Consider the following 18,278-nt stretch of genomic DNA (forward strand, 5'->3'; position numbering starts at 1 on the left):
GCGGTCACTGTGAGAAACGCCCGCCTCAACCGGTGGAGGCGAGCATCAGTCGCGCCGTGGTTTCCGGGTCCTCGAACATCGGCAGGTGGCCGATGCCGGGCAGCATCTCCACCCGGGCGCCGGGGACCGCCTCGTACTCGCGGGCCCGGGCCGGGTTCCACCGCGGATCGGCCGCGCCGAAGATCACCAGCGTGGGTACGGCGGTGGCGAGCGCGATGAGCCGGTCCGGGACGCTGCGCTCGGCGATGTAGTCCGTGTTCGCGCGCAGCACCGCCTGGAAATCGTCCCAGCCGATGCCCCGCAGCTCGGCCACCGCGTCGTCCGGGATCTCCACCGGGCGGGCGCACGCCGCCCGCAGCCCCTGACGGACCATCGCGTCCGTGCGGACCGCCCACAGCAGGCGCCCGAGCGGCGGGCCGGTCAGGATCCGCAGCACAGCCGGCTGCGGCAGGAACGCGTACACGCTCGGGCCGGTGCTGATCAGCGTGAGCGCGTCGACCAGGTCCGGGCGCTGCTCGGCGAGCGCGGTGGCGACGTAGCCGCCGCTGGAGTGCCCGGCCACCGCGATCGGCCCGCCACCCAGGTCGTCGAGCATTGCCGCCACCCGCCGAGCCTGGCCGGGCACGTCGAAGGAGGGCGGCGCCGGCGACCGGCCGCACCCCGGCAGATCGACCCGGATCACGTGGTGCCGGGCGGTGAGCGCCGGCACCATCGGGCTCCAGCAGCCGTTCGCAGCGCCGGAGCCGTGCAGGAGCAGCAGCGGCGGCGCGGCCGCCGGGCCGTCGTGGACCACATGCATACCGGTGATGATGCTCTCCCGGGTGCCGCCCCGTCATCGCCGAACGTCGCGCGCGGCCACGATCGGCGGCACGGCATCATGGCAGGGGCAGCGCATCCGCAGAGACGAGGAACCACGTGACGTACACCCCCGGCGACGACCGCTACCAGTCCATGACGTACCGCCGCGCCGGGCGCAGCGGCCTCCGGCTGCCCGCGCTCTCGCTCGGCCTCTGGCACAACTTCGGCGACAGCCGCCCCCTCGACCGGCAGCGCGCCATCGTGCGCCGCGCCTTCGACCTCGGCGTCACCCACTTCGACCTGGCCAACAACTACGGGCCGCCGCCGGGCAGCGCGGAGAGCAACTTCGGCCGGCTGCTCGCCGGCGACCTCAAGCCGTACCGCGACGAGCTGATCATCTCGACCAAGGCCGGTTACACGATGTGGGACGGCCCGTACGGCGACTGGGGCTCCCGCAAATACCTGGTGTCGTCGCTCGACCAGTCGCTGCAGCGCCTCGGCCTGGACTACGTCGACATCTTCTACCACCACCGGCCCGACCCGGACACCCCGCTCGAGGAGACGATGGCCGCCCTGGACGCGGTGGTCCGCTCCGGCAAGGCGCTGTACGTCGGCATCAGCAACTACAAGAGCGCCGGGGCCGCCGAGGCCGCCCGGATCCTGCGCGAACTCGGCACCCCGCTGCTGATCCACCAGCCGTCCTACTCGATCCTCAACCGCTGGATCGAGCACGACCGGCTGCTCGACACCCTGGAGGAGGCCGGCGCCGGCTGCATCGCGTTCAGCCCGCTGCAGCAGGGCCTGCTCACCGACCGCTACTTCGGTGGCATCCCGGACGACTCCCGGATCCGCACCAGCGTGTTCCTGAACGAGAGCGCGCTGGACGACCAGACCATGGGCCGTCTGCACGCCCTCAACGACATCGCGAAGCGGCGCGGCCAGTCCCTGGCGCAGATGGCCCTCGCGTGGGCCCTGCGCGACCCCCGGATGACCAGCCTGATCATCGGGGCCAGCAGCGTCGAGCAGCTGGAGTCGAACATCGCCGCCCTCGACGCCCCGCAGTTCAGCCCCGCCGAGCTTGACGAGATCGACGGCACCGTCCTCGACGTGTGAAGTTGAGGTCGCTCTGTGGGCGCAACTTCACACACACGCTCGGGACGAAGCTTGCGTGTGAAGTTGAGGTCGCTCTGTGGGCGCAACTTCACACGCAAGCTTCGGGCGGTGAAATCGGGTGCCTGGGGGCGGTCGCGCCGTACTGTCGGCAGCCGTGATCGAACTCGTGGAACGGCACACGGTGCTGGCGGTCGTGGTCGGGTCGCGGGCGTACGGACTGGACGGTCCGGGGTCCGACCACGACCGGCGCGGCGTCTACGCGGCGCCCACCCGGGCGTTCTGGAGTCTCGACAAGCCGCCGGCCCACCTGGACGGGCCGGCGGCGGAGCAGTTCTCCTGGGAGTTCGAAAGGTTCTGCGTGCTGGCGCTGCAGGCCAACCCGACCGTCCTGGAAGTGCTCTGGTCGCCGCTCGTCGAACGGGTCACCCCCGACGGGGAGGAACTGCTCGCGACCCGGGAGGCCTTCCTGTCGCGGCGGGTAGCGGAGACCTACGGCAACTACGCGCGCGACCAGCTGGCCAAGGTGGCGTCACGCCGGGAACGCACCGGCGAGATCAACCACAAGCAGGCCATGCACATGATCAGGCTGCTGCTGGCGGGCGCGCACGTGCTCCGCACCGGCCAGGTCCTCGTGGATGTCAGCCACCTGCGCGAGCAGCTGCTGGCGGTCAAGCACGGCGAGGTCCCGTGGGAGGCGGTCACCGCCTGGGCCGGCCGGCTGCTCACCGATCTGGCGGCCGCGGCCGCCGCGACCGCGCTGCCCGAGCACCCCGGCCGCGAGCGGGTGGACGCGCTGCTCGCCCACGTCCGGAAGCGGAACCTGCGGTGGTGACGGCGCTGCCTTCCGCGTCCCCGCGGCGGTCGGCTCGTTGCATGAGCTGGTGGTCCGCGCCTGTCCCGGCGGCGGCCGACCCTCAACCTCATCCTCAGGTTGATAGTGAGCTTCAGGTTGAGGGTTGCGGTGTCTGCCCAGGTCAGTCGATCGCCACCGGGACCGGCAGGCCCTGCTGCACCTCGAGGACCGCGCGTTCGCCGAGCGGCTCGGCGAGGTCCACGGTCGCGGACCGGCGAGCGCCGATCGCGGGGCAGGCCTGCGTGCCGGCGTGGGATCGGGTGGCGACGATGACGACCACCGCGTTCGGCGACTCGACTGCCGTCGCGGTGTAGTCGGCGCCGCACGGCTCGGAGGCCGGCCCGGGGCTGCCGGTGAAAGTGACAGTCATCCGGCGGCTGCCCGAGCTGGTCGCGGCGGCATCGATCGCCAGGCCGGCCGGAGTGTTGTACGGATCCCAGGACGGTGGGGTGATCCGCACCGACGCGGTCCGGGCGATCGCCGGCCGGGTGAACCGCACCTTCGTACCCTTCAGCGTGTACTCCCAGGCCGGCGTCTCGGCCCGGCCCCGGGTGGTCTCGACGGTTACGGTGGTGAAGCGGGCGCCGGTGGCTTCGAGCGGCCGGCAGTCGCCGCAGTCCTCGTGATGGGCGGACATCGCCATCTCGTCGATCGCCTGCGTGGCGGAGATCAGCGCAATGGTGTGGCGGGTGCCGTCCTGCCAGGTCACCGCGCCGGTCGCGCGGGGGGCGGCGGGCAGATCGTCGCCGGGGATCACCTTGGCGGCGGCCAGGGCGCGCTTGTGGTTGTCGCCGGCAGCGGCCTCCCAGTCACCGACCTGCCCGGTGAGGTCGCCGATCGGCACGAACCTGGGGATGCCTCCGGCCGCCCGGACCGCCTCGTCGTAGCGGGCGAGCGCCTCCCGCGCCTGCCTCTGCTCGGCGCCGACCGCCGGTGCGGGACCGCCGCCGGCTCGAACGTCGCCGCACCCGCCCAGAAGCGCGGCGATCACGATGATGGTCAGCAGCCGGTGCCGTCGAGCCATGTGCCCCTCCCCCGGGTCGGTCGCCGTGGTGAGACGGACTCTGCCACCGATCGGTTCCTGGCGGACCCCATGGTGCACAGCTGACTCAGAGGATGGACACAGCCGCCACCGGAGTGCGGGCGGCACTGTTGTCGTGTCAGGAGATACGGCTCGTTCGGGAGGAAGACCACCGATGCATGCAGACCAGCCGGACGGCACCGCACCGACCTATCAGGGCCGCGCGCTCGCCCGGCCCGGCGCGGACCTCGAGGACCAGGGCCTCGGCTTCGACCTCGGCACTCTCCTGGGCCGTCGGCAGCTGCTGCGAGCCTTCGGCATCGGCGCCGCCGGTCTCGGCCTGTCGGCCTGCGGCAACGGCACGGATCCGAGCACCGCCGCTTCCACGACTGCGGCGACCGGCGAGATCCCGGACGAGACCGCCGGCCCGTACCCCGGTGACGGCTCCAACGGCCCTGACGTGCTCGAGCAGAGCGGGATCGTGCGCAGCGACATCCGTTCCAGCTTCGGCACCGCCGGCGGTACGGCCGAGGGCGTGCCGATGACGTTGGAGCTCACCGTCCTGAACCTCGCCGATGGGGGCACACCGTTCGCCGGCACCGCCGTCTATGTGTGGCACTGCGACCGGGCGGGCGCCTACTCCCTGTACTCCGAGGGTGTCACCGCGGAGAATTATCTGCGCGGGGTGCAGATCGCCGACGCGGCCGGCAAGGTCCGCTTCACCAGCATCTTCCCCGCCTGTTACCCCGGACGGTGGCCGCACGTCCACTTCGAGGTGTACCCCGATCAGGCCGCCATCACCGACTCGGCCAAGGCCATCGCGACGTCTCAGATCGCCCTGCCTCAGAACGCCTGCGACGCCGTCTATGCCACTACCGGCTATGAGCAGTCCGTCACGAGTCTCGGCAGGCTCAGCCTCGCGACCGACAACGTGTTCGGCGACGACGGCGGCGCTGCCCAGCTGGGCACCGTGACCGGAGACGTCGCCAACGGTTATGCCGTCTCTCTCGCTGTCCGGGTCGACACCCGTACCGCGCCGGCCGGAGGCCGGTTGTCCGGGGACGGCCGGCCCTCCGGCGCACCCGGTGGCCCCGGCGCCTCGCCCCCGAGCGGGCCGCCGGCCCGCTGAGCGGACAACTTCCGGCCGGAGCGACCAGGTCATGGCCCGCTCGACGCACCGTCGGGCGGGCGCTTGATTTCAGCCTTGGAGGCGGGAAGGCACCCCTACCCGCGAACGGTTCGCGAGACCGGAGCCTGGCCGGGGACGGAGTGGATTCGGCGTGCAGAAGTAGGTCGTACCATCGCCGTGTCTTGATCTTTGGAGGCCGACCGCACACCGCCTAGAGCATCCTAGGAACCTAGGGGCTTGTCCTGCGGGTTGGTCGTCGGTTTAGGCTGGTCACATGTCCGCTGGCGCAGCCCCCGTCATCCACCTCGCGCGGCCGCATCGGCCGGTCGTCGTGGCCGGCACGCTGGGCGAGCTGCGCGGGCCGACCGCCGGCCTGGTGGAGCTGCCGTTGCGGTTGTGGTGGCACCCGCAGCGGGCGTTCGACCTCGGGCACCACACCATGCTGCTGTGGATGTATGAGAACGTGCTCCGCGAGGCGATCCGGGTGGACGAGCTGCGCGGCTATCTGGACGGCGCGACGCTGATCCGCGTCTGGCCCGAGCTGAACCTGCCGCGTGGCGTCCGAGCGGCGTGGGAGGCCCGGCACCCCCGGCTGCGCCACCGCACTTCATGACCGACTTCTTCACCGACGTGGCGCGGATCGCGCTGACCGTCGCCGACAAGCACGGGTTCGTGCTCGGCGGCGGGGTGGCGTGGCTGGTCAACGGGCTGGTGGCACGGCCGACCGAGGATGTGGACCTGTTCACCGACACGGTCGGCGCGGTGGCCGCGGCCGCCGGCGAGGTGACGGCGGCGCTGTCGGCGGCGGGCTACCGGGTGGTCCGCGAGGAGGGCGACGAGTTGTTCGCCGGGATGGACGCGGACATCCAGGAGTTCCTGGTCGCCGGTGACCATCGCGCGTTGCGGCTGACGCTGTGCCGGCTCGACCGGCACCGGGCGCCGGTGGTGATGGACGTCGGGCCGGTCATGCACCTCGACGACCTGGTGGCCACCAAGGTGGCGGCCCTGGTCAACCGGCGGGAGGTGCGCGACTACATCGACGTCGCGGCCGCGCTGGAACGCTATCCGCTGGACCGGGTGCTCGAGCTGGCGCACGCGGCGGACCCGGCGCTGGACCCCGCAGACATCGCCGACGCGGGCCGGTACCTGGACCGGCTCGACGACGCGCGGTTCGCGCTGTACGGGCTGGACCGGCGGGCGATCACCCGGCTGCGGGAGCGGCTGGCGGGATGGCCCCGGTGACCCGGGCATTGACCTGAAGCACCCTTGAAGTCCTAGGTTCCGGACATGACGATGACCGATGCGGAACTCGCCGCACAGCCCGCCGCCTACTGGACCGGGGTGGCCTACGAGTCGCTGATCGCGTACATCCGGGCGCGGCAGGCTGACCACGGGTTCACCCAACCGCAGTTCTGGCTGCTCCGGAACCTCTCGAAGCAAGACCTGTCCCCCGACGGCCGGGGGCAGACGCTGGACGAGCTGCGCCAGGCGATGCGCGGCTACCTGCGGCGGGAGGACGACCTCGGGGCGGAGGCGGAGGTGCTGGTCGACCGGGGGTGGCTGACCCTGGACGGCGACGGACGACTGTGGCTGACCGAGGCCGGGGAGGCGGCCCGCCTCGACATGAAGGCCTGCACGCCGGTGATCCGCGCCGAGATCGACGACGAGGACTACGCGGCGGCGCTGAGAGTCATCCATCAGATGCTGCGCAACACGGGCGGGACGGTGTAGCAACCCGGCAGGGCGTACGTTGGCGCCGGGATGTCGGGGCGACAGCGAAGGGGACGCGATGGTGCCGGCCGTGGGGGCGGTCCTGCTCACAACGGTGCTGACCGGGGGCACCGTGCCGGCCGCGCCGCTGGTGGCCGTGGCCGAGCAGGCGCCGGCCACCGTCTGCCGGATCACCGACCGGCGGCTGACCGAGCTGTCCGGGCTGGTCCGCGACGGGACCGGCTATGTGGTGGTCAACGACGGGGCCGACGACGACGACGCCCGGCGGATCTTCTTCCTGAACCGGCGGTGCAAGGTGACGCGGGCGGTCCCCTACCCGTCCCTGCCCCGTGACACCGAGGACCTGGCCCGCGGGCCGGACGGCACCCTCTGGGTGGGGGACATCGGCGACAACAGCGGCAGCCGCACCACGATCGGCCTGTGGCGGCTGGCGCCGGGGGCGCGGCGGCCGGCGTTGTTCCGGCTGTCCTACCCGGACGGGCCGCACGACGCCGAGGCGCTGCTGATCGGATCCGACGGCGTTCCGGTCGTGGTGACCAAGGATCCGGTCACCGCCGGCCTCTATGTGCCCGAGGGCCGGCTCCGCGCCGGCGGGACCACCCCGCTGCGGCGAGCCGGTGACTTCAGGATCCCGGCGTCCGGTACGAGCAACCCGTTCGGGTTCCCCGGCCGCCTCGTGGTGACCGGCGGCGGCACGAGCCCGGACGGCCGCCGCGCCGTGCTGCGCACCTATGCCGACGCCTACGTGTTCGACGTGCCGGACGGCGACCTGGTCAGCGCGATCAGCCGGAACACACCGGCGGTGACGGCCCTGCCGGACGAGCCGCAGGGTGAGGCGGTGGAGCTCAGCCCGGACGCGGCAGCGCTGCTCACCGTCTCGGAGGTCACCGAACAGTCGGCCGGCGGTACGGCTGTGCTGCGCTATCCACTGCCGGCGGCGCCGCCGGTCTCTTCCGCAGCTGCGGAGCCGGCGCCGCCGGCCTCGTCCCCAGCGGCGCAGGCGACGGTGGCCCGCGCGGGCGGCATCCCGGCGGGCGCGCTGGCCGCGGGTGGCGTCCTGCTCGTGGCCGGCGCCGTGCTGGTCATCCTGCTGGCCCGGCGCGGCCGGTCGGCACGGAACGAGTGAGTCACCGCGCGACGCGCCGGCTGACCCGGCCGTTGTGCAGATATCGCGGGCGTCCCCGGCCGTCGTCGCCCAGGAACACCACCGTCCGGTGCCAGCCGGACCGGGGCCGGGCCGGCACGAAGGTGTCGCCGTCGAGGCGGACGAACTCCTCCGCCGGCTCGGCCGGCGCCAGCTCCGCGAAGACACCCACGGGGCGCTGCTCCAGCCACAGCCGGCCGTCCTCGTCGCCCGAGACGACGAGATCGCCGGCCGGCGACACGTAGACGCCGGCACACCGGTCCACGTCGGCCGGCGTGGGCCGGGCCGGTGGTTGCGGCAGCGCCGGCATCTCGACCCCGGCCAGCTCCCGCAGCAGGTGGCCGATCAGCTCGTGCGCCGCCGGAACCACCTCCCCACCGTTCTGCACGAGGGCGACCGACACGTCCGCCGCCGGCACGACGCGCAGGTTCGCCGACTGCCCGACGGTGTTGCCGGAGTGGCCGATCACCGTGCCGCCGGGCCAGCGGGCCAGCTCCCAGCCGAGTCCCCAGCCGTCGCCGAAGCCGGCCAACGGGGGCAGCGACACCTGTTCCTGCCGCATCGCGGCGACGCCGGCGGGGCTCAGCACGGTGGCGCCGTCCGGGCCCACGCCGTCCCGCAGGTGCATCCTGGCGAAGGCGAGCAGGTCCCGAGGGCGCATCGCGAGCAATGAGCCGGCCGGGGCGTGCGCGGGTGCGAGATTCCAGACCGGGGCCGGATGCTGCAGCTCGTCCGGCCCGCCGCCGACGTGCCCGACCGCGGCCCGGAACATGATGGCGCGCTCGGCGCCGAGCGCGGTGTGGGTCAGGCCGAGCGGCCCGATCAGGCCGTCCTGGAGACATGCCGCGTACGGCCGGCCGCGCAGCACCTCGATCAGGCGGCCCAGCGCGACGTAGCCGGCGTTGTTGTAGGAGAACATCGTTCCGGGCGGGAAGTCCTGCTCGACGCCGGCGAGGCGCGCCACGTACAGCTCGATCGCGTCGTCGTTGCGGCCGGTGTCGGTGAAGACGTCCCCGCCGAAGCCGGCGGTGTGGGCCAGCAGGTGCCGCACGGTGATCGCCGCCGAGGCGGCCTCGTCGGCCACCCGGAAGCCGGGCAGGTACCGCCGCACGGGCGCGTCCAGCTCGATTCTGCCCTCGTCGGCGAGCTGCAGGACGAGCGTGGCGGTCAGCGGCTTGGTGACCGAACCGATCTGGAACACCGAGTCGGGTGTGACCGCCACGCCGGTGGCGGTGTTCAGCACCCCGGCCGCGTGCTCGACGACGTCGTCGCCGACCGCGACCGCGATGGCCGCGCCGGGGACCCGGTGCGCCGCCAGCACTGCGGCGAACCGCTCGGACAGCCACCGGTCGACACGCGCGAGGGACGTCATGCGGCACACCTTAGGCGTACGGCCGGCTCCGCCCCGGTGCCGGTCTGTCCGGCGATCCAGGCGGCCTGGTGGGTACGCCGACATGGTCGACAGCAGCCGCCCTCAGTCGGATACCCGGCAGGTCGGCGCCGCCGACCATGGCCAGGATTACGGTCCCGAGCAGGGGGTTCTTCATGAGGCGGAAGGACGGAGCCAGGGCGCGAGCGTATCCGGGCGGGCACTGGTCGTCGGCCTGTTCGCTCTGGCCGGCGGTACCTACGTCATGTTCGCTCCCCAGCGCTGGCTGCACTACCTGCTCCCACCGATGATTCTCGGCGGCGGCGGCGGCGCGCTGGCTGCGGCGTACGGCATGCGGGTTCCGCAGCGGACGGGGACGCGCGGGTCCCCGCCGGTGTCCGTATGGGAGCGCGTCACCACCGCTCTGGTGCTGCTGCTCGTGCTGCTCACCGCCTTCTCGGCGGCGTCGCTGTACGCGGCGGCGCTGGGTCGCGGCCGGGGACAGCGGCTCGCGTCGGCGATCCAGGACCGGCCGCGTGTCACGATCTTCAGCGAGCAGGCCCTGGTGGTCTCGGGGCCGGGTGTGACGGAGACGCGGATATCGGCGCCCGATCCGGCCTACCGCTACCGGTACACAGGTCCACGGCTGCTGATTCGCAGCAGTTCCCGCTATTTCCTGGTGCCTGCCGGTTGGACCCGCAGCGCGGCAACTCGCCCGGTCCCGGGGGGCCAGTCGAGTTCAGGCACCGACGTCACCTCTCCAGCCGGCGCGGACGGGACCGACCGAACGCGAAACGGCGAGAACGACGACGACAGTCAGAGGGAACCGGACGACGAGCAGGGCAACACCCCCGAGAGCCCCGGAAACTCGCCGAACGACAACGACAACGACGGTGGCGGCGCGGAGCCGGACGGTCCGGCGACCACGAACGGCGTCGACTTCGGTTTCGCCCTCGGCCCAGGCGATCCGGCCCCCATCGCTACGGGAAGGGGTACGGTCCTGCGCGCGACCAACAGTTCCGCCGCACCCTTGACCGTGACGGACGTGAAGGTCACGGGCGAGGGCTTCGACCTTCTCCCGGATGGATGCACCGGGCAGGTGCCGGTCGACCGGACTTCTTGCACCGTGCGGATCGTCCATGACCGACAGGGTGACGGTCAGCGACTCGGCGTTGTCATGTTCACGGTCGACACCGGCGCGGGCCGACAGCTGCAACTCGTGGGAGCGCGCTCCCCGGGAGCGCCTGGGGTCACCGAGCCGGCCTTCCAGGGCGGCACCGTGGCGGCCACCGACCCGCCGAAGGCCGTCCCTCCGCCCTCGGCCTCCGAACAGCCGGCAGCCCGGCCGGGTCAGTCGCGGTAGCGGCGGTTCAGCACGACGGCGGCGCCGATCACGGCGGCGACGGTGCCGGCGGTGATCAGGATGCCGACGGTGCCCCAGACGACCATCAGGACCGAGAGGCCGCCCCACAGCACGGCGCCGGCCAGTGCGAGCGCCATCACGACCGCCCGGCTCGGCGGGCGGCGGGACGGCCTGGTGAAGGTGGTGGGATCCTCAGCCGCCAGCCGGCCGACTATCTCCTCGAACTGCCGACGTGTGTCCTTGGTTGCCAATCCGAACTCACCGCCCGTCGTCGCGACGCCATCCGCCGCCTCCACCTCTACCCCCTTCGGGGGCGTTCGGACCAACGAATGGCATGACACTTTTGTGAAGGTCCGCGTGACGATCAGCGCCAGGCGTCGATCGGGGTGCCGAGACCGGCGCAGCGGTCGGCCACATAGACCCAGGCCAGGACCCCGCCCACGTTGCGCGGCTGACGGCTGTAGAGGCCCACCGCGGTGCCCTCGACCTCGTCCAGGAGGGCGAGGGTCTCGGGCATCGTCTCGGGGCGCAGCTCGCAGAGCACGCCGGGCGCCTTGCGGTCGGCCGACGCGGTGAGGGCCGGGTAACCGCGGCCGGTGTCGCGCAGGTCGCCGGACACCTCGGCGTCCCACGGCTCGGCGGTCAGGCGGCCGGCCAGCAGGTGGGCGCGAATCCGGCCGGGCATCAGCGTGCCGTAGGCGAACACCGCGGGGGTGCATTCCCCGGGATGCGGGTAGGCGCCGGGTGGGACGTCGGCACCAATCGACTGCAACGACGGCGGGGGTACGGCCGGCAGGCGCGCGGGTGCGGCGGTCCGGAGGTGGGGGCGGCCGTCCACCAGGGCCGGGTGACGTTCGGGACGGCCTCCGACATAGGCCGCCGGGCGCAGGACGCGGGCGCCGTTCTCCAGCGTGACCCGGCCGGTGTGCAGGACCTGCAGGGCGTACCAGCCGGTGGCCCGGCCCTCGATGACGTCGAGGCGGGCGAGTTCGGCGGGATCCGCCATGGTCACCACCGCGGACTCCACGTGGTCAGGGACGGCGGCCAGCGTGGTCGGGAGGCGGCCGGCCCGGGTGGTCCCGGCGCACCAGGCCGACGCCAGGCCCGCCATCTCGCAGGCGAGGTTCACCGCCGGCAGCGGGGTGCCGTTCATCAGGACCTTGCCGGGGCAGGCGTTCGACCCGTAACTGAGCAGCGGCACCCGGTCGGCGAGGCGGGTGGCGCCCTGGGCGGCGAGCCAGCCGTCGAGACAGAGGCGCCCGGCATCCTGGTGGACGGCCCAGCCGCTGGGCATCCCCTCGTCGGGGGTCACGTGCAGGCAGTGCCCGGTGCGGTCGATCACCCAGGAGCCGGTCGGGCGGTCACCGGGATAGGGGTCGACGAGGAAGCCGGACGCCGGCCGGGCGGACGGCGGGTTCACGGCTCCGCCGGGTCGGCGAAGTCGAGTCCCCGCGCGGCGAGGGCGGTGGCGAGGATGCTGATCGCTTTCGGCCCGACGCCGTGCATGGCCAGCAGGTCCCGGCGCCGGTGCCCGGCGACCCCGTCGAGCGTCGTGATGCCGGCGAGCAGGAAGGCGCTGGTGGCGGGGCGGCCGATCGCGGGCAGGTCGCCGATGCGGGCCGGCACGTCGCGGGTGCTCATCCGACCACCATAGAAGCGAGCAGCCGGTCCAGGGCGGCCCGCCGGCCGGTCACCGTGACGGTGCCGGCGGCGATCGCCGCGTCCAGCGCGGCCGGGTCGCCGAGCAGCGCGTTGAGAGTGGCCGGGTCGGTGCTGATGCGGGCGTCGCAGTCGGCGGGCTCGCCGGACGTGACCTGCACCGAGCCGTCGGCGGTGCGGACCGTCCACACCTGACCGTCCAGCTCGACGCCATAGGTGGCCGCGGCCGGGCCGGGCCGGGCCGCGGCCCGCAGGTAGATGAGCATCGAGGCGGCGCTGATGTGGGGCTCCGGTGGTCGCGGCACGCGCAGGCCCCACTCCCCCAGGGCCAGCACGACCGGCTCCAGCTCGCGGCCCCAGCCGGTGAGTTCGTACACCCACGAGCCGGCCGGCGGCGGCAGCCGGCGGCGGTGGATCACGCCCCGGCCGTCGAGCTCGCGGAGCCGGTCGGCGAGCAGGTTGGAGCTGGCGTTGGGCAGGGCCCGCCGCAGGTCGGTGAAGCGCCGCGGGCCGAACAGCAGCTCCCGGACGACCAGCAGGGCCCAGCGTTCACCGATCACGTCGAGGGCGCGGGCGATCCCGCAGCCGTCGCCGTAACTCCGGTTCGTCGGCATCGGACCTCCCCGTCGCGGTTCAACTCCCATACTATGTGGTTGTTTTTAACAACTATCGAGGGAGTCGTAATGGCACAGCAGGTGGTGCACTTCGAGATCATCGGCACCGAACCGGGGAAGCTGCGCGACTACTACGGAGCGCTGTTCGGCTGGTCCTTCCAGGTGGGCGACGCGATGACGGAGACGGTGTCGCAGCCCGGCGAATACGGCTTCGTCGACAACGCGGGCCTCAACGGTGGCGTGGCCGGCGGCCCGGGACACCAGCCGAAGGTGCTGCTCTACGTGGGCGTCGACGACGTGGAGGCGGCGTTACGGCAGGCGGAGAGCCTGGGCGGAACCCGGGTGCTGGGCCCGGAGGGCAACCCGGGCGAGCTGGTGGTCGGCCGGTTCACCGACCCCGTGGGCAACCTGATCGGGGTCGCCGGGCCGGCCTGACGCCGGCGGCCGCGCGACCATCCGGACCGGCCCGGGTGGTCGCGCGGGTCAGCGGGACTATTCGCTGACCCGTACATCAGTGGGGTGGGAAAGAAGCGCGACCACCCCCGCGGCGTCCGTGTTCGCGCCGAAGATCGGGGTGCCCGGCTCCATCCGCACGCCGGCGGCGAGCCCGCCCGCGACGACCGGGTCGAAGCCCAGCCGATCGACGACCTCGGCGGCCTCCCGCAGCGCGCCCGGGTCGTCGCCGGCGATCGCGATCGCCTTGCGGTCCGGCGCTCCCGGCGGGCGCGGACCGGCGTCGAGATCGTGGTAACCCATGTGGTTGAAGGCCTTCACCACCCGCGACCCCGGTAGGAACGCCTGGACCGTCGAGCTGGAGTCGGCGTAGGCCGAGGTGATGCCGTCCACCTCCCACCAGTAGTTCATGGCGTCGAGGACGAGCTTGCCGCGCAACGCGTCCACCGGGAGGGTGCGATGTTTGCCCAGCGGCAGCGCGAGCACCACGACGTCGGCCCGCGCGGCGGCCTCGGCGGCGGACACCGCGGTCGCGCCGGGCGTCACCACCTCGACGATCAGCGAGATCCGGGACGGGTCGCCGGAGCCGGCCACCAGCACGCGATAGCCGGCGGCGACCGCGAGCCGGGCCAGCACGGTGCCGAGCTTGCCGGCGCCGAGGATGCCGACGGTCGCCGGGCCGGGGGAAGTCATCGTCACGCCTCCGAGATCATGTCGCGGACCATGGGGATCACCTTCGTGCCGTAGAGCTCGACCGCGCGCATCCGGGCGCTCGTGCTCTGCGCGCCCGCGGTGTAGATCATGTCGAAGCGCCCGACGTCGAGCGACCCGACGGCGCCGGCGATGCGGCGGGCGACCGTCTCCGGCGAGCCGATGTAGAGCGAGCCGTGCTCCACCTCGGCGTCGAACTCGGCCCTGCGCAGCGGCGGCCAGCCGCGAAGGGCGCCGATCCGGTCGCGGATCACCTTGTAGGCCGGGTAGAACAGCTCCTTGGCCTCGGCGTCGGTGTCGGCGACGAAGCCGGGCGAGTGCATGCCGACGGGGTGCGCGACGGTGCCGAGCTGGTCCGCCGCCCGCCGGTAGAGGTCGATGTAGGGCGCGAACCGCGCGGGCTGCCCGCCGATGATCGCCAGCATCAGCGGCAGGCCGTGCCGTGCGGTGCGCACCACCGACTGGGGTGAGCCGCCGACGCCGACCCAGGCGGTGAGACCGCCGTCGGTCTTGGGATAGACGTCGGCGTCCGCCAACGACGCGCGCACCGTCCCCGACCAGGTGACCGGTTTCTCGTCGAGCAGCTTGACGAACAGGTCGAGCTTCTCCTCGAACAGCACGTCGTAGTCGGCGAGGTCGTACCCGAACAGCGGGAACGACTCGGTGAACGACCCCCGGCCGAGGATCACCTCGGCCCGCCCGCGCGACAGCGCGTCCACCGTGGCGAAGCGCTGGAACACCCGGACCGGGTCGTCCGAGCTGAGCACCGTGACGCCCGACGCGAGCCGGATCCGCGAGGTGCGCGACGCGATGCCGGCCAGCACCGTCTCCGGCGTGGAGATCGAGTATTCCGGGCGGTGGTGCTCGCCCAGAGCGATCGCGTCGACGCCGAGATCGTCGGCGAGGACCGCCTCCTCGACGACCTGCCGGATCGCGGCGGCGTGCGAGACGGGCGCACCGGTGTCGTCGACCGGCACGTCCCCGAAAGTGTCGAGGCCCAGGATCATGACTAGTCCCTCCAGGTGGTTACTGTTGACACGTCAACACTCGGAGGTGGCCGCTTATGCCCAGGCTTCCCACGCGCGATCAACTTCGCGTCTGGCGGGACTTCATCGAGACCACGGAGGCGTTGCGCAGCCGGCTGGCGGCACGCCTGCAGGCCGAGGCGGGCCTCTCCCCCGGCGACTACACCGTGCTGCTGGTGCTGAGCGAGGCGCCGGACCGTCGGCTGCGCCCGTCCGCGCTGGCCCGCACGATCGGCTGGGAGCGCAGCCGGCTGTCGCACCACCTGACCCGGATGGAGCGGCGCGGCCTGATCCGCCGGGAGCCCACCGTGGTCCTGGCCGAGGAGGGCGCGCGGGCCTTCTCGGCGGCGACCTTCCCGCATCTGCGCGCCGTCAAGGAACTCTTCGTCGACGCCCTGACCCCGGAGCAGCTGGCCGCCCTCGAGGACGTCACCGGCGCGTTGCGGAAGACGACCGTCGACCCCGCATGATTGTTATAGTAGAATGCGAACATGTTGTTCCGGGTGGATGTGGCGGCCGCCGAGCCCCTCGCTGATCAGATCGCTGCTCAGGTGCGGGGTGGGGTCGTCCGCGGAGAGCTGGCCCCGGGCGAGCGCCTGCCGTCCGCGCGGGAGCTGGCCGAGGTGCTCGACGTCAACCTGCACACCGTGCTGCGGGCCTACGCGCGACTGCGCGACGAGGAGCTGATCGAGCTCCGGCGGGGTCGCGGCGCGGTGGTGCGGGGCGATGCCGACGCCACCCGGCTGCGACTGGTCGAGCTCGCCCGGCAGTTCGTGCGGGAGGCCCGGCGCCAAGGCCTGGACGAGGCCGAGATCGTCGCGATCGTGAGGGAGGCGCAATGAACAGAAGAGTGTGGACGGCGGCCGGGCTGGTCTGGTTGCCGGTGGCCGCGACCGCGGCGACGTGGTTCGCGTGGCGGCCGGAGCTGCCCGGCCGGATCGCGTCGCACTGGAACGGAACCGGCGCGGCCGACCGGTTCAGCTCGACCACCGGCCTGTTCGCGACGCTGCTGACGGTGAGCATCGTCGCCGCGGTGGCGGCCCTCGCAGCGGCGTTCAGCGCCCGCGGGGAGGACGCCGTCGGGGCCCGCTTCTGGCTGGTGGGCAGCGGTGCGGCCACCGGCGCGTGCGCCGGCGTCTGGGTCGCCACCGCGACCGCCGGCCTCGCGAACCCGGCCGATCCCCGGCTCGGACCGCGCTTCGGATGGCTCCTGCTGGGCCTGGCCTGGGGCGTCGTGGTCTGGGCGGCGGCCGGTCGCCCGAAGCTGGCCCGGGCGACGATCGCCCCCGCCGAGGACACGCTCGGGCTGACGCCGACGGAGCGCGCCGCTTACAGCACCACGGTCAGCTCACCGTGGCTGACCGGCCTGACGGCAGCCACCGCGGCGGTCATCGCGATCTTCGCTGCCACGCTGGAGCCCCTCCTGTGGCTGGTCACGGTGGTGGCGATCGGCGCGGCGGTGGCCTTCAGCCGGATCCGCGTCACCGTCGACCGGCGCGGCGTACGCCTGGTGGCGGGCCTGGCCGGCGTGACGCTCAAGCAGATCCCGCTCCGGTCGATCGTCGCCGCGCAGGCCGACGACATCAACCCGGTGGAGTGGGGCGGCTGGGGTTACCGGGTCATCCCCGGCCGGTCCGCGCTGGTCCTCAGGGGCGGGCCCGCGCTGGTTCTGCTGACGAACGACGGGCGCCGCTTCGCCGTCACCATCGACCGGCCCGAGGTGCCGGCGGCGCTGCTCACCGCCCTCCAGGCGCGGGCCGAGAACTGACGCCTTGATCGGCTCGCCGATTCTGCTCCGCGGCCGGTGCGGCTGGACGACGATGGACTGATGGCAGAACAACACGCATCCGCGGAGTCCAAGAAGATCCACGGCGACAAGCTGGCGGAGGCCCTGACGCCCCCGCCGGCGGAGACGGACACCGACCACAGCGACGTCCGCCTGCTGTCCCGCCACCCCGCCGCCAAGACCGGTCACGTCGTCCGTCGCTGACCCGCTCGGACCAGCCGGGCGCCGGCAGGTGGCCGCGTTCCGGGAGCCCTGCGGCGACGAGTTCACGGTGCTCCTCACGCAGCCACAGCCCGGCGGTCTCAGCGCCACCGCGCACCGCATCGTCCGGACGCTGGAGCAGCCGTGCCGGGAGTCAGCGACGACGAGGCCCGGTCCGCGCCGGCGTGGGCCCGGCTGTCGCGGCGGGCGGCTGCGCTGCTGTGCACCGCCGACGAGGCGATGGACAAGGTGAAACACGCCGGCAAGGGCGCCTTCCGGGTCGCCGGACAGGCGACTCAGGCGGCGCTCAGGCGAAGCAGGACGGGGCCGCGGCCGGGGCCGTACTTCGCGGCGTACAGCGCCAGCACCCGGTCCCTCGTCTCGGGGGCCGGCACGGCCGGCACGTACCGCCCGTCGCCGGGCACGGCGACCTGGTGACCCGGGTGATAGGCGAAGGCGAGGGCGTCCGGGTTGACGTTCACCCACCGCTCGCCGTCGTGCACCACGTAGGGCAGGTCCTGGTCGGCGACGGTGCCGTCGTCAGTGAAGCGCAGCGTCATCCGGTAGTGCTCGGCGATCCCCAGCAGGCCGGTCCCGTTCCACCGGGTCTCGAACGCCTCCAGCGCCAGCTCGCCGATGTCCCCGCGCACCGGCACCTCCCGCTGCGAGCTCTCGCTGACCCGGCGGTCGCGGAACACTCCGTACGACATCCAGTTGTCCACCCTGTGAAGCGCGTGCGCCGGCCCGGCCGTGCTCACCCGCACCTCGAACTGCCCACGGCGCAGCGCCGGCAGCGACCGCAGCATGGCGTCCAGCCGCTCGACGTTCTGGCGCATCAGGGCGAGGGCGTCCAGCGGCGCGACCTGCCGGGCCCGGTCGGCGGCGTCCGGGCAGGACGGGTCGGTCAGCAGGATCCGGAAGCGGACACCACGCCAGTGCCGGCTGCGTGGCCACCCCCGCACACCCATGCCGACATGGTGACACCGATCGATCGGATGATCCAGCCGGCCGGCGACCTTCGGCCGGGACGGGGTGCCACCCCGGGTGGCACCCCGTAGGCGGTCAGTCCTCGACCCGGAAGCCGATCTTCAGGGTGACCTGGAAGTGGGCCACCTCGCCCTCGGCCACCTGCCCGCGGATCTCCTTGGTCTCGAACCACTCGATGTTGCGGACCGTCCGGGCGGCCTTGCTGATCGCGGTGCGGATGGCGTCGTCGATGCTGTCCGGGCTGCTGCCGACGACCTCGGTCAGCCGGTACACGTGATGAGTCATGCCCTCAGCCTGCCAGGACCGGCCCCGGTTCGGCCG

General features: G+C 73.0%; 24 protein-coding genes. 13 read left to right on the plus strand and 11 right to left on the minus strand.

All coding sequences use genetic code 11. The features are described 5' to 3' along the window. Positions 1-25: 25 nt before the first annotated feature. Positions 26-799, minus strand: a complete 774-nt coding sequence (locus AC0NH5_RS26595; RefSeq protein WP_474408785.1) for an alpha/beta fold hydrolase — start codon at positions 797-799, stop codon at positions 26-28. Between the two features lie 116 nt (positions 800-915). Between AC0NH5_RS26595 and mgrA the strand changes: the two genes are divergently transcribed. Then, positions 916-1,911 carry an L-glyceraldehyde 3-phosphate reductase gene (gene mgrA / locus AC0NH5_RS26600; RefSeq protein ID WP_474408788.1) on the plus strand — a complete coding sequence of 332 codons (996 nt, stop codon included), beginning with the start codon at positions 916-918 and terminating at the stop codon, positions 1,909-1,911. Positions 1,912-2,065: 154 nt separating this feature from the next. Next, a complete protein-coding gene (locus tag AC0NH5_RS26605) occupies positions 2,066-2,743 on the plus strand; it encodes a nucleotidyltransferase domain-containing protein (RefSeq protein WP_474408791.1) in 678 nt (225 codons plus the stop codon). Between the two features lie 142 nt (positions 2,744-2,885). On the opposite strand, the gene AC0NH5_RS26610 is transcribed toward AC0NH5_RS26605, so the two are convergent. Beyond that, a complete protein-coding gene (locus AC0NH5_RS26610) occupies positions 2,886-3,788 on the minus strand; it encodes a hypothetical protein (RefSeq protein ID WP_474408794.1) in 903 nt (300 codons plus the stop codon). Positions 3,789-3,960: 172 nt separating this feature from the next. Here AC0NH5_RS26610 and AC0NH5_RS26615 point away from each other — a divergent pair, with 172 nt between their 5' ends. The 5 genes from AC0NH5_RS26615 to AC0NH5_RS26635 all read left to right on the plus strand — a co-directional run bounded on the left by AC0NH5_RS26615 (position 3,961) and on the right by AC0NH5_RS26635 (position 7,771). Continuing rightward, positions 3,961-4,914, plus strand: a complete 954-nt coding sequence (locus AC0NH5_RS26615) for a dioxygenase family protein (protein ID WP_474408797.1) — start codon at positions 3,961-3,963, stop codon at positions 4,912-4,914. Between the two features lie 274 nt (positions 4,915-5,188). Beyond that, on the plus strand, positions 5,189-5,527 hold the full coding sequence (locus tag AC0NH5_RS26620; protein WP_474408799.1) for a hypothetical protein: 339 nt from the start codon (positions 5,189-5,191) through the stop codon (positions 5,525-5,527). After that, positions 5,524-6,156, plus strand: coding sequence for a nucleotidyl transferase AbiEii/AbiGii toxin family protein (locus tag AC0NH5_RS26625; RefSeq protein WP_474408802.1), 633 nt, complete (start codon positions 5,524-5,526; stop codon positions 6,154-6,156). The genes AC0NH5_RS26620 and AC0NH5_RS26625 overlap by 4 nt, the downstream gene beginning before the upstream one ends. A 45-nt stretch (positions 6,157-6,201) precedes the next feature. After that, the gene (locus AC0NH5_RS26630) at positions 6,202-6,645 is read left to right on the plus strand and encodes a MarR family transcriptional regulator (protein ID WP_474408804.1); all 444 of its coding nucleotides are present in this window, start codon (positions 6,202-6,204) and stop codon (positions 6,643-6,645) included. Between the two features lie 58 nt (positions 6,646-6,703). Further along, positions 6,704-7,771 (plus strand): hypothetical protein, encoded by a 1,068-nt coding sequence (locus AC0NH5_RS26635; protein WP_474408806.1) that lies wholly within the window; start codon positions 6,704-6,706, stop codon positions 7,769-7,771. Between the two features lies 1 nt (position 7,772). Here the strand turns inward: AC0NH5_RS26635 and AC0NH5_RS26640 are convergent, their stop codons facing one another. Next, a complete protein-coding gene (locus AC0NH5_RS26640) occupies positions 7,773-9,161 on the minus strand; it encodes a serine hydrolase domain-containing protein (RefSeq protein WP_474408808.1) in 1,389 nt (462 codons plus the stop codon). A gap of 82 nt (positions 9,162-9,243) precedes the next feature. Between AC0NH5_RS26640 and AC0NH5_RS26645 the strand changes: the two genes are divergently transcribed. Continuing rightward, the gene (locus AC0NH5_RS26645; RefSeq protein WP_474408809.1) at positions 9,244-10,521 is read left to right on the plus strand and encodes a hypothetical protein; all 1,278 of its coding nucleotides are present in this window, start codon (positions 9,244-9,246) and stop codon (positions 10,519-10,521) included. On the opposite strand, the gene AC0NH5_RS26650 is transcribed toward AC0NH5_RS26645, so the two are convergent. The 4 genes from AC0NH5_RS26650 to AC0NH5_RS26665 form a co-directional block, all read right to left on the minus strand. Next, positions 10,509-10,817 (minus strand): DUF3040 domain-containing protein, encoded by a 309-nt coding sequence (locus AC0NH5_RS26650; protein WP_474408811.1) that lies wholly within the window; start codon positions 10,815-10,817, stop codon positions 10,509-10,511. The two genes, AC0NH5_RS26645 and AC0NH5_RS26650, sit on opposite strands and share 13 nt — an antisense overlap. 68 nt (positions 10,818-10,885) lie before the next feature. Then, positions 10,886-11,941 (minus strand): gamma-glutamylcyclotransferase family protein, encoded by a 1,056-nt coding sequence (locus tag AC0NH5_RS26655; protein WP_474408813.1) that lies wholly within the window; start codon positions 11,939-11,941, stop codon positions 10,886-10,888. Then, positions 11,938-12,162 carry a helix-hairpin-helix domain-containing protein gene (locus tag AC0NH5_RS26660; RefSeq protein ID WP_474408815.1) on the minus strand — a complete coding sequence of 75 codons (225 nt, stop codon included), beginning with the start codon at positions 12,160-12,162 and terminating at the stop codon, positions 11,938-11,940. The genes AC0NH5_RS26655 and AC0NH5_RS26660 overlap by 4 nt, the downstream gene beginning before the upstream one ends. Beyond that, the gene (locus AC0NH5_RS26665; RefSeq protein WP_474408818.1) at positions 12,159-12,794 is read right to left on the minus strand and encodes a winged helix-turn-helix transcriptional regulator; all 636 of its coding nucleotides are present in this window, start codon (positions 12,792-12,794) and stop codon (positions 12,159-12,161) included. The genes AC0NH5_RS26660 and AC0NH5_RS26665 overlap by 4 nt, the downstream gene beginning before the upstream one ends. Positions 12,795-12,863: 69 nt before the next feature. Between AC0NH5_RS26665 and AC0NH5_RS26670 the strand changes: the two genes are divergently transcribed. After that, a complete protein-coding gene (locus tag AC0NH5_RS26670; protein WP_474408821.1) occupies positions 12,864-13,229 on the plus strand; it encodes a VOC family protein in 366 nt (121 codons plus the stop codon). Positions 13,230-13,286: 57 nt separating this feature from the next. Here the strand turns inward: AC0NH5_RS26670 and AC0NH5_RS26675 are convergent, their stop codons facing one another. Next, on the minus strand, positions 13,287-13,940 hold the full coding sequence (locus tag AC0NH5_RS26675; protein WP_474408947.1) for an NADPH-dependent F420 reductase: 654 nt from the start codon (positions 13,938-13,940) through the stop codon (positions 13,287-13,289). A 2-nt stretch (positions 13,941-13,942) separates the two neighbouring features. Continuing rightward, positions 13,943-14,965: an LLM class flavin-dependent oxidoreductase gene (locus AC0NH5_RS26680; protein WP_474408824.1), complete on the minus strand. Its 1,023-nt coding sequence runs from the start codon at positions 14,963-14,965 to the stop codon at positions 13,943-13,945. A 56-nt stretch (positions 14,966-15,021) separates the two neighbouring features. Between AC0NH5_RS26680 and AC0NH5_RS26685 the strand changes: the two genes are divergently transcribed. The 4 genes from AC0NH5_RS26685 to AC0NH5_RS26700 are packed head-to-tail and all read left to right on the plus strand — an operon-like array spanning position 15,022 to position 16,973. After that, on the plus strand, positions 15,022-15,453 hold the full coding sequence (locus tag AC0NH5_RS26685) for a MarR family winged helix-turn-helix transcriptional regulator (RefSeq protein ID WP_474408826.1): 432 nt from the start codon (positions 15,022-15,024) through the stop codon (positions 15,451-15,453). A 21-nt stretch (positions 15,454-15,474) separates the two neighbouring features. Beyond that, entirely contained in the window at positions 15,475-15,825 is a 351-nt protein-coding gene (locus tag AC0NH5_RS26690; RefSeq protein WP_474408829.1) for a GntR family transcriptional regulator, read from the plus strand. Then, on the plus strand, positions 15,822-16,751 hold the full coding sequence (locus AC0NH5_RS26695; RefSeq protein ID WP_474408832.1) for a DUF1648 domain-containing protein: 930 nt from the start codon (positions 15,822-15,824) through the stop codon (positions 16,749-16,751). Before AC0NH5_RS26690 ends, AC0NH5_RS26695 begins: the two co-directional genes overlap by 4 nt. A 60-nt stretch (positions 16,752-16,811) precedes the next feature. Then, positions 16,812-16,973: a hypothetical protein gene (locus AC0NH5_RS26700; RefSeq protein WP_474408834.1), complete on the plus strand. Its 162-nt coding sequence runs from the start codon at positions 16,812-16,814 to the stop codon at positions 16,971-16,973. A gap of 293 nt (positions 16,974-17,266) precedes the next feature. On the opposite strand, the gene AC0NH5_RS26705 is transcribed toward AC0NH5_RS26700, so the two are convergent. Further along, complete coding sequence (locus AC0NH5_RS26705; RefSeq protein WP_474408836.1) at positions 17,267-17,938, minus strand: hypothetical protein; 672 nt, start codon at positions 17,936-17,938, stop codon at positions 17,267-17,269. Between the two features lie 94 nt (positions 17,939-18,032). Beyond that, entirely contained in the window at positions 18,033-18,242 is a 210-nt protein-coding gene (locus tag AC0NH5_RS26710; RefSeq protein ID WP_474408838.1) for a dodecin, read from the minus strand. Between the last annotated feature and the right edge of the window lie 36 nt (positions 18,243-18,278).

This window comes from Actinoplanes sp. 13 (genome assembly GCF_056134165.1).

What these genes read in the sequence shown, in the direction of transcription:
- AC0NH5_RS26625 (WP_474408802.1), top strand. Translation starts at nt 5,524, where the DNA reads ATGACCGACTTCTTCACCGACGTGGCGCGGATCGCGCTGACCGTCGCC.
- AC0NH5_RS26630 (WP_474408804.1), top strand. Translation starts at nt 6,202, where the DNA reads ATGACGATGACCGATGCGGAACTCGCCGCACAGCCCGCCGCCTACTGG.
- AC0NH5_RS26665 (WP_474408818.1), bottom strand. Translation starts at nt 12,794, where the DNA reads ATGCCGACGAACCGGAGTTACGGCGACGGCTGCGGGATCGCCCGCGCC.
- AC0NH5_RS26675 (WP_474408947.1), bottom strand. Translation starts at nt 13,940, where the DNA reads ATGACTTCCCCCGGCCCGGCGACCGTCGGCATCCTCGGCGCCGGCAAG.
- AC0NH5_RS26635 (WP_474408806.1), top strand. Translation starts at nt 6,704, where the DNA reads ATGGTGCCGGCCGTGGGGGCGGTCCTGCTCACAACGGTGCTGACCGGG.
- AC0NH5_RS26595 (WP_474408785.1), bottom strand. Translation starts at nt 799, where the DNA reads ATGCATGTGGTCCACGACGGCCCGGCGGCCGCGCCGCCGCTGCTGCTC.
- AC0NH5_RS26670 (WP_474408821.1), top strand. Translation starts at nt 12,864, where the DNA reads ATGGCACAGCAGGTGGTGCACTTCGAGATCATCGGCACCGAACCGGGG.
- AC0NH5_RS26690 (WP_474408829.1), top strand. Translation starts at nt 15,475, where the DNA reads ATGTTGTTCCGGGTGGATGTGGCGGCCGCCGAGCCCCTCGCTGATCAG.
- AC0NH5_RS26680 (WP_474408824.1), bottom strand. Translation starts at nt 14,965, where the DNA reads ATGATCCTGGGCCTCGACACTTTCGGGGACGTGCCGGTCGACGACACC.
- AC0NH5_RS26705 (WP_474408836.1), bottom strand. Translation starts at nt 17,938, where the DNA reads ATGGGTGTGCGGGGGTGGCCACGCAGCCGGCACTGGCGTGGTGTCCGC.
- AC0NH5_RS26615 (WP_474408797.1), top strand. Translation starts at nt 3,961, where the DNA reads ATGCATGCAGACCAGCCGGACGGCACCGCACCGACCTATCAGGGCCGC.
- AC0NH5_RS26645 (WP_474408809.1), top strand. Translation starts at nt 9,244, where the DNA reads ATGGTCGACAGCAGCCGCCCTCAGTCGGATACCCGGCAGGTCGGCGCC.
- AC0NH5_RS26685 (WP_474408826.1), top strand. Translation starts at nt 15,022, where the DNA reads ATGCCCAGGCTTCCCACGCGCGATCAACTTCGCGTCTGGCGGGACTTC.
- AC0NH5_RS26700 (WP_474408834.1), top strand. Translation starts at nt 16,812, where the DNA reads ATGGCAGAACAACACGCATCCGCGGAGTCCAAGAAGATCCACGGCGAC.
- AC0NH5_RS26695 (WP_474408832.1), top strand. Translation starts at nt 15,822, where the DNA reads ATGAACAGAAGAGTGTGGACGGCGGCCGGGCTGGTCTGGTTGCCGGTG.
- AC0NH5_RS26710 (WP_474408838.1), bottom strand. Translation starts at nt 18,242, where the DNA reads ATGACTCATCACGTGTACCGGCTGACCGAGGTCGTCGGCAGCAGCCCG.
- AC0NH5_RS26620 (WP_474408799.1), top strand. Translation starts at nt 5,189, where the DNA reads ATGTCCGCTGGCGCAGCCCCCGTCATCCACCTCGCGCGGCCGCATCGG.
- AC0NH5_RS26610 (WP_474408794.1), bottom strand. Translation starts at nt 3,788, where the DNA reads ATGGCTCGACGGCACCGGCTGCTGACCATCATCGTGATCGCCGCGCTT.
- AC0NH5_RS26660 (WP_474408815.1), bottom strand. Translation starts at nt 12,162, where the DNA reads ATGAGCACCCGCGACGTGCCGGCCCGCATCGGCGACCTGCCCGCGATC.
- AC0NH5_RS26640 (WP_474408808.1), bottom strand. Translation starts at nt 9,161, where the DNA reads ATGACGTCCCTCGCGCGTGTCGACCGGTGGCTGTCCGAGCGGTTCGCC.